The organism is Nodosilinea sp. LEGE 07088, from assembly GCF_015207395.1.
Lineage (GTDB): Bacteria > Cyanobacteriota > Cyanobacteriia > Phormidesmidales > Phormidesmidaceae > Nodosilinea.
Genome location: NZ_JADEWX010000010.1, coordinates 63,506 through 69,941 on the forward strand (window position 1 = coordinate 63,506; position 6,436 = coordinate 69,941).

At 52.3% G+C, this 6,436-nt stretch carries 12 protein-coding genes and 1 pseudogene; 10 read left to right on the forward strand and 3 right to left on the reverse strand.

Annotated elements, in window-relative coordinates:
* The first annotated feature begins 21 nt into the window (after positions 1-21).
* Complete coding sequence (gene blaOXA / locus IQ254_RS04610) at positions 22-924, forward strand: class D beta-lactamase (protein ID WP_193964947.1); 903 nt, start codon at positions 22-24, stop codon at positions 922-924.
* A gap of 22 nt (positions 925-946) precedes the next feature.
* Here the strand turns inward: blaOXA and IQ254_RS04615 are convergent, their stop codons facing one another.
* Positions 947-1,192 (reverse strand): hypothetical protein, encoded by a 246-nt coding sequence (locus IQ254_RS04615; protein WP_193964908.1) that lies wholly within the window; start codon positions 1,190-1,192, stop codon positions 947-949.
* Between the two features lie 78 nt (positions 1,193-1,270).
* Complete coding sequence (locus IQ254_RS04620; RefSeq protein WP_193964910.1) at positions 1,271-1,642, reverse strand: hypothetical protein; 372 nt, start codon at positions 1,640-1,642, stop codon at positions 1,271-1,273.
* Between the two features lie 723 nt (positions 1,643-2,365).
* On the opposite strand from IQ254_RS04620, the gene IQ254_RS31350 reads away from it, so the two are divergent.
* The 8 genes from IQ254_RS31350 (at position 2,366) to IQ254_RS04655 (ending at position 5,535) form a co-directional block, all read left to right on the forward strand.
* On the forward strand, positions 2,366-2,542 hold the full coding sequence (locus IQ254_RS31350; RefSeq protein WP_228040157.1) for a hypothetical protein: 177 nt from the start codon (positions 2,366-2,368) through the stop codon (positions 2,540-2,542).
* 211 nt (positions 2,543-2,753) lie between these two features.
* Complete coding sequence (locus IQ254_RS04625; RefSeq protein WP_193964912.1) at positions 2,754-3,041, forward strand: hypothetical protein; 288 nt, start codon at positions 2,754-2,756, stop codon at positions 3,039-3,041.
* A 120-nt stretch (positions 3,042-3,161) separates the two neighbouring features.
* On the forward strand, positions 3,162-3,413 hold the full coding sequence (locus IQ254_RS04630) for a UPF0175 family protein (protein ID WP_193964914.1): 252 nt from the start codon (positions 3,162-3,164) through the stop codon (positions 3,411-3,413).
* On the forward strand, positions 3,410-3,916 hold the full coding sequence (locus IQ254_RS04635; protein WP_193964916.1) for a DUF3368 domain-containing protein: 507 nt from the start codon (positions 3,410-3,412) through the stop codon (positions 3,914-3,916). Before IQ254_RS04630 ends, IQ254_RS04635 begins: the two co-directional genes overlap by 4 nt.
* A gap of 40 nt (positions 3,917-3,956) precedes the next feature.
* Positions 3,957-4,247, forward strand: coding sequence for a hypothetical protein (locus tag IQ254_RS04640; RefSeq protein WP_193964918.1), 291 nt, complete (start codon positions 3,957-3,959; stop codon positions 4,245-4,247).
* Entirely contained in the window at positions 4,240-4,623 is a 384-nt protein-coding gene (locus IQ254_RS04645) for a type II toxin-antitoxin system VapC family toxin (RefSeq protein WP_193964920.1), read from the forward strand. The genes IQ254_RS04640 and IQ254_RS04645 overlap by 8 nt, the downstream gene beginning before the upstream one ends.
* A gap of 356 nt (positions 4,624-4,979) precedes the next feature.
* Positions 4,980-5,207: a toxin-antitoxin system, antitoxin component, Xre family protein gene (locus IQ254_RS04650; RefSeq protein WP_193964922.1), complete on the forward strand. Its 228-nt coding sequence runs from the start codon at positions 4,980-4,982 to the stop codon at positions 5,205-5,207.
* Positions 5,197-5,535 (forward strand): type II toxin-antitoxin system PemK/MazF family toxin, encoded by a 339-nt coding sequence (locus tag IQ254_RS04655; RefSeq protein WP_228039819.1) that lies wholly within the window; start codon positions 5,197-5,199, stop codon positions 5,533-5,535. Before IQ254_RS04650 ends, IQ254_RS04655 begins: the two co-directional genes overlap by 11 nt.
* On the opposite strand, the gene IQ254_RS04660 is transcribed toward IQ254_RS04655, so the two are convergent.
* Positions 5,524-5,961, reverse strand: coding sequence for a hypothetical protein (locus IQ254_RS04660; protein WP_193964924.1), 438 nt, complete (start codon positions 5,959-5,961; stop codon positions 5,524-5,526). The two genes, IQ254_RS04655 and IQ254_RS04660, sit on opposite strands and share 12 nt — an antisense overlap.
* A gap of 101 nt (positions 5,962-6,062) precedes the next feature.
* Here IQ254_RS04660 and IQ254_RS04665 point away from each other — a divergent pair.
* Positions 6,063-6,262 (forward strand): annotated as a pseudogene (locus IQ254_RS04665) (hypothetical protein); the annotation flags it as partial.
* Positions 6,263-6,436 lie beyond the last annotated feature (174 nt).

Genomic DNA, 6,436 nt, shown 5'->3' on the forward strand with positions numbered 1-6,436 from the left:
TTACCGCAGCAAGATGGCATGATGAATCATCGTTTCCTTTTACTTGTTTCTTTGGTCATAGGTAGTGCAGGGATAGTGCTTACTTCACCTATCTCAGCAGAGCTTAGTAATAGACTACATACTCCGCAGATTGCGCAGCGACCGAAGATAAGTAATTCGACCACCGTAGATGATGGGTCTTTGGGCAGTGTAGAAAGGCAAGAGCGACCGGATTGGGCCAGTTTCTTCGACGGCGCTGAGGCTCAAGGAACCATCGTGGTATTAGATCAGCGCGGAGATGCTCATCAGTTGTGGGTCTACAACCAGGAACGGGCTGACAGAGCTTATTCCCCAGCATCAACGTTTAAGATTCCGCATTCTCTCTTTGCGCTCGACGCCGGTGTTGTTCGGGATGAATTTCAAGTTTTTGAATGGGATGGAGTGGAGAGGGACTTCGCTCCACATAATCAGGATCAAACGTTACGCTCAGCTATGCGAAACTCAGCTGTTTGGGTTTACGAAATTTTTGCTGACGAAATCGGAGAAGCGAAAGCAAGAGAGTATCTGACGCAAATCGATTACGGAAACGCAGACCCAAGCACTAGCGAAGGTGCTTATTGGATTAATGGAGCGCTAGCAATCTCAGCACAAGAGCAAGTTTATTTTCTACAAAAGCTGTATCGAAACGAGCTCCCTTTCAAGGTTAAGCACCAACGATTAGTCAAGGATATTATGATCGTTGAAGCAGAGCGGAACTGGATTCTACGGGCTAAAACTGGCTGGGAAGGGCGCTGGGGCTGGTGGGTAGGGTGGGTCGAGTGGCCCACAGGCCCTGTGTTCTTCGCTCTCAATATCGATACGCCAAACCGACTAGACGACCTCTATAAAAGAGAGGAAATTACACGCGCTATCTTGCAATCCATTGATGCATTGCCTGCGAAATAAAATCCCAAATAGCGTTAGCTTATCAGTACATCTTTCTTGCGCACAATTGGGAAACTCTGTCCATTGTGACGTCATAGAGCTCTTGAGCCGGGGCTTCTGTGAGCTGATTGTCTGCAGCGGCAAAGAAGCCATCCTCACTGCTCTGGGTCATCAGCCGACAGTTTTTGTTGAGCACGGCGGCGATTTGCCGCGCCATTTCGGCATCGGATTCGCTGCAGAGGAAGTCAATGGGGTTGCACGCCTCGGCATTGGAATAGTAAGGGGCCACACCCGCACGTCATAGCGCCACGGAAAAAGGCCCGTAAGCAGCGCTCACGAGCCTTGAGAGTTAAGTTTTGAGGATGGCTTACGAAGCGTTGGCCTTGGGGGTGCGGCGGCGGCGCTTGTATTCAGACTTTTTCTTGTAGCCAACGGCCTGGGCTTCGTCGCTGTTGGGGCCATACTGACCGCGCACGGTTTCTTTCATGGCCATCACCATATCGTGAAACTCGACTTCGGCCAGGCGGGCCGCATCGGAGGCGGCTTTGATCGCGGCTAAGAGTTCGGTCTCTTGTTGCTGTTTGGCCCGCATAGTGTCGTAACCCGCTTTAAGCGCTTCCGGGGTGGCTTCACTGCGGACGGGGATGTAGTTCTTGATAAAGTTCATGCCGTGGAAGGAGTCAATATCAGCCTCGATAGTCTTGGCCGGAACGCGACGGGAAAAGTCAACGGTGTTCATAATGGATACGCCCTGAATAGGGGTGGATAAGTGGATTAGTTTGGTTTGCGTGCAAAGCAGCCGCAGGTCTGGGGCGATGACCTGTAGAATCGGCTTGAATTGCGGCAATGGGTAAACCGAGACGACGGCAGGGGTTGGCGTCTGGTTGTCTCGCCTAAGGGCAGATTGCCCAGTAGAAACAGCCTAAACTCGGGAGAATTAGCAAGATTGTGACCAGAGATGATGGTTTTTGATGAAGACAAGATGAATTGGGCAGCGTAGAGAAATGGATATTGCAGGCGAACGGTTGATGGGTGCGCGGCAACATTGAGTTTTCCGAGGGATCAGGGTGTTTTAGATTGATGGCAGAATCATTTGCGACCCCAATACAAGATTCTGCTCTATGAAAACAATGCTTTGCATTGATGGATGAATCATTCGCGGGTTGGGAGGGAAGATTCGCCGGGGCGGAGGAATCATTCGCGGGTCTGGAGGAAAGGTTCGCGCCCGTGAAGGAAAGGTTCGCGAGGGTGGAGGAATGATCTGTTGGGCGGTAGGAAGCCTACGCGAGGTCAAAGGAATGATCTGCACGGGCGAAGGAACCTTTTGGGTGGGCGAAGGAAAGGTTTGAGCAGGCTGAAGCTTCTACCGAGGGATGAAAAGAACCTTTCAGCGGGTGAAATAAAGGTTTCACGGGAGCGAAGGAAGGGATCGCAGGGACTGATGAAGGTTTCGGCGTTGCGGATGAACCTTACCAGTAGCGAAAGTAAGGGTATGGGGGCAGAAACCGGGTTTCTGGTGTGTGTGCAGGGGTTAAATGCAACCCGGCAAAAAAACCCGGTTTTTAAGCTCAAGGTTTCTGGCAACGGTAACAATTCTTACTTGCGCCCGGTGCGCGATTGGACTAAATTACTGAGCTAAGGCTGTGTGCGTGCAGTCTGAGCTTCCCAAAAATTTGGTCGAGCGCCACTGGGAGGTGTTGGAGCACCAACCAGCGGCTAACCCCGTCGACAGGTACTAGCTGTCTCGGAGGCTAAGGTGATTTTACCTGGCCGCCCTGAACTGCACTACGTCTGGGGCGGCCAAGTTTTTGGGTTTCTTCCCCGTCGTTTCATCGGAAAGGAACCCGATTATGTTGTGTTTTACCCGTCCAGATCCCTGGGTTCTTCAAGAACCCAGGGATCTAAATCCGCTTCACCTTGCCAACCCCAGCCCCCAGCCGGGGCGCGAGCGGTTGCGCCATTTGGTGATTGGCTCGCCGGAAGGGGTGCGGGCAACCATTAACCTGCTGCATGTGTTGACCTATGCAGAGCAGCGAGAGTGGAGCCGGTTGGTGACAATACCCCCGTCTGGGATTTTGATTACCCCAGAGCAGGGGGAGGTGTTTAGTCTGCTGAGGCGCGACAGACAGGTGGGCTAGCCACAAACCAGGCTTCTGGGTCTTTTTGAGAACTCAGAAGCCTTTGGCTACTACCTCCCGTGCCACAATATGAATAGTATTCGGGCTTTCTCACGGGAACCTGTGGGTAAAATCTAAATCATGAAAATCACCTTAGACATTCCCGATCGCCTGGCTGAAAGCCACACCTTCTCTCAGGTTGACTGGCTGCAAGAGGTGGCTGTGGCACTCTTTCAGCAAGAGCTGGTTACCCTTGGCACGGCCAGCCAACTCGCCGGTATGAATCAAATGGCATTTCAAGAGCTGCTGTATGATCGCGGCATCAGCCTCCACTATGATCTGGCCGATTACCAGGCCGACATTGCCAGCCTGCGCGACAACAATTGGCGATGATCATTGTCAGTGATACATCGCCTATCAGTAACCTGCTGAGAATTGGACAACTGCCCCTGCTGCAAGCGCTTTACGGCAGCGTGGTAATTCCTGAAAGCGTCTACGCAGAAATCAGCGCGTTAGAATCCTTTGGCATCGATACGTCTTGGCTGGCTGATACCAAATGGATTGCTATTTTACCCGTGGGGGATCAAGCGCTGGTGGAACGACTAAAAGATGAGCTTGACCCAGGCGAAGCCGAAGCCATTGCCCTAGCGATTGAACTCAAGGCCGATCGTCTGTTGATGGATGAGCGTTTGGGGCGGCAGGTGGCTCAACGGTTTAGCCTTAAGGTGACTGGGCTGCTGGGGGTGCTGGTGGCCGCAAAGCAAGACAAGCTGATTGCTGAGTTGAAGCCTGTTTTAGATGACCTGATGACCCGGGCTAAATTTTGGGTTCACCCTGAGCTGTATCGTCAGATTTTGCAGGATGTGAATGAAGGCGATTCTGCTCATTCTTCATAGACGTTCAGTATCTTAGAAATAGGCTTTTCTGGAGCGAGGCATGCTGAAAGCGCTACAACAAACAGTCAGGGTAGGTGCTGGCGGCAAAATTGAGCTGGTTGCGCCCGAATGCCCCGAAGGTACAGATGTGCAAGTGATCGTGCTATTGGCTCCCCAATCGGAGCCTGTGGAAGCGCTACCCGCTCAGGCTTTAGAGGCGGATGAAGTAGAGAGTGCTGGGCAGAGTAAAATCGCAAAGATACAGGCGATGGTTCGCAAGTACGTCCCTGAAGGTAAGTCTTTAGTAGATGAATTAATTGCCGATCGCCGGGCTGAGGCTAAGCGTGAGTGAGGTTGTTTTAGATGCATCAGCACTGTTGGCGCTAGTCAATCAGGAACCGGGGCAAGCTATTGTAGCGGAGGTGCTGCCATGGTCGCTGGTTAGCGCGGTGAATGTCAGCGAGTTGGTGGCGAAGCTGACCGACCAAGGGATGTCTGAAGGTGAGATTCAGGATGTTTTGGCAGCTTTGGACTTAACCGCGATTCCGTTTGATGAGGGACAGGGGCTGGTTGCGGGCTACTTGCGTCCGGTGACTAAGCATTTAGGGCTGTCGCTCGGCGATCGGGCCTGTTTGGCTTTGGGGTTGCAGACACAGTGCTTGGTGGTAACCGCAGACAAAGCATGGGCCAAGCTAGATATTGGTGTTGAAATTCAGGTCATTCGATAGAGATGTCATCTTCTAGTTGAGTTTCGGCTGGCAGGCCTGTCTAAGTGCTGATATCTGACTCGGTAAGCTACATAACCTCAATTCGGGATAACGCCGTCCCCTCCTCTGGAGGGGTGCCCGGAGGGCGGGGTGGGTCAAAACTGCTACAGAGAGTAATCGGCTCAATACGGTGAAGTTCTGCTGATAGCCTCGATTGACCCACCCCTACCCCTCCCAGGAGGGGACAGTAAGCTTGCTTTAGCAGGAAAATTTCTTATCCCGAACTCAGGTTAATTCAGATCCCTGGGTTCTTGAAGAACCCAGGGATCTTTGCGACAAAGCCTCTCGTGCCACAATTGAGGGAGGAGGTCGTAGCTATGACACTGCAAGAGTTAATTCAAGAAGCCCAGCACCTAAGTTGGCAAGAGCAGTTTCACTTAGCAGCCCGTTTACTGCAATGGGCTGAGGTAAAAATGTCGGCTCAAGAGGATATCGGGCACCCCTATTCTGATCAGTCGTTGGTTGCAATGGCAGCTAAGGCGGCAGAAGCATCGTTTGCTGAGGTATGGGATAACCCTGAGGATGCCGCCTACGATGACCTATGAGTTTGGCAAGATCGTATTGGTGCCGTTTCCGTTTACCAACCAAAACGCGCTAAAAAAGCGACCCGCAGCGGTAATCAGCTCTCAAGATTACAATGTAGCTCGGCCCGATTTGATTCTTATGGCCGTGACCAGCCAGGTAAAGACTCCGCTTCTGTTTGGCGAGATTATGATCGCTGACTGGCAGACGGCAGGTTTGCTGAAAGCTTCGGTGATAAAACCTGTCATTACAACGATTCAGAAGGATTTAGTCATTCAGAAGCTTGGCAGGCTTGCTTTGCCAGATTGTCAGTCTCTTGAAAGCCTGTTAGCTATCTTGCTAAAGCAATAGCGTTGAGCAGGCGGCATTGAAGGGTTGCGCGGGGGATGAAAACTGTTGGTTGAGGCTGATTAGGTCAAGGTTTCGGAGCTTAGCTAGCGCTATGAGGGCTTCAAGACGCTCGACGCGGTGTTGCTCTAGGCGATCTTCGTAGTGCAGCAGCTCTTGATGCTCGGCGTCGGTTAGTTCGCCCCACTCGCAGCGTTGGCCCTCTTGGGCCGCTCTCTGAGCATCGCGCAAGTCATCGAGGCGGCTTTGCTCTGGGGCGGGTAACTGCCATTGGATGATGGCTAACAGTGGAGCTTCGCCTGGATTAGCTTGGGCTTGGGGAACAGGCTCAGCCAGCACCTCCAGCAGTTGTACCACTGCGGCCAGCTTGTTTTGCGGAAGCTGGTCGAGGAGGGCGATCGCCCGCTGTCGGATGTCGAGGGGAGGCATGGCAAAAGCAATGTTTAGCTGTATGTTAGCAAGGCAAGGAGATCTACCATATCCTAAGCGCTATGTTTAATTTACTGCTGTAGGATCAACCGGTCGCTTAGCCGGGACGCGAGCGGTTGCAACCTTTGGTGATTGGCTTGCCGGAGGGGTGCGGGCGACGATTAACCTACTGCATGTGTTGACCTATGCAGAGCAGCGGGAGTGGAGTCGGTTGGTGACGATCCCGCCGTCTGGGATTTTGATCACCCCAGAGCAGGGCGAGGTGTTTAGTCTGCTGAGGCGCGATCGGCAATTGGGATAGTTGTAAGCCAGCTCCTAGGATTCTGCAAGAACTCTGGGAGCTTTCCGGAGAGTGTTCAAGTTTTTGTGTAAGCCTTGAATTTTAGATTTTGAAGCGTTCTGGGAACAGGATAGCAAAATGTGAAAGCGCAGCTCTCCAGTTTTTGATGGGCCTTGTCCATCGTTTGGCAATATT

What these genes read in the sequence shown, in the direction of transcription:
- IQ254_RS31350 (WP_228040157.1), top strand. Translation starts at nt 2,366, where the DNA reads ATGAACCTTACCAGTAGCGAAAGTAAGGGTATGGGGGCAGAAACCGGG.
- IQ254_RS04635 (WP_193964916.1), top strand. Translation starts at nt 3,410, where the DNA reads ATGATCATTGTCAGTGATACATCGCCTATCAGTAACCTGCTGAGAATT.
- IQ254_RS04630 (WP_193964914.1), top strand. Translation starts at nt 3,162, where the DNA reads ATGAAAATCACCTTAGACATTCCCGATCGCCTGGCTGAAAGCCACACC.
- IQ254_RS04620 (WP_193964910.1), bottom strand. Translation starts at nt 1,642, where the DNA reads ATGAACACCGTTGACTTTTCCCGTCGCGTTCCGGCCAAGACTATCGAG.
- blaOXA (WP_193964947.1), top strand. Translation starts at nt 22, where the DNA reads ATGAATCATCGTTTCCTTTTACTTGTTTCTTTGGTCATAGGTAGTGCA.
- IQ254_RS04660 (WP_193964924.1), bottom strand. Translation starts at nt 5,961, where the DNA reads ATGCCTCCCCTCGACATCCGACAGCGGGCGATCGCCCTCCTCGACCAG.
- IQ254_RS04625 (WP_193964912.1), top strand. Translation starts at nt 2,754, where the DNA reads ATGTTGTGTTTTACCCGTCCAGATCCCTGGGTTCTTCAAGAACCCAGG.
- IQ254_RS04650 (WP_193964922.1), top strand. Translation starts at nt 4,980, where the DNA reads ATGACACTGCAAGAGTTAATTCAAGAAGCCCAGCACCTAAGTTGGCAA.
- IQ254_RS04655 (WP_228039819.1), top strand. Translation starts at nt 5,197, where the DNA reads ATGACCTATGAGTTTGGCAAGATCGTATTGGTGCCGTTTCCGTTTACC.
- IQ254_RS04640 (WP_193964918.1), top strand. Translation starts at nt 3,957, where the DNA reads ATGCTGAAAGCGCTACAACAAACAGTCAGGGTAGGTGCTGGCGGCAAA.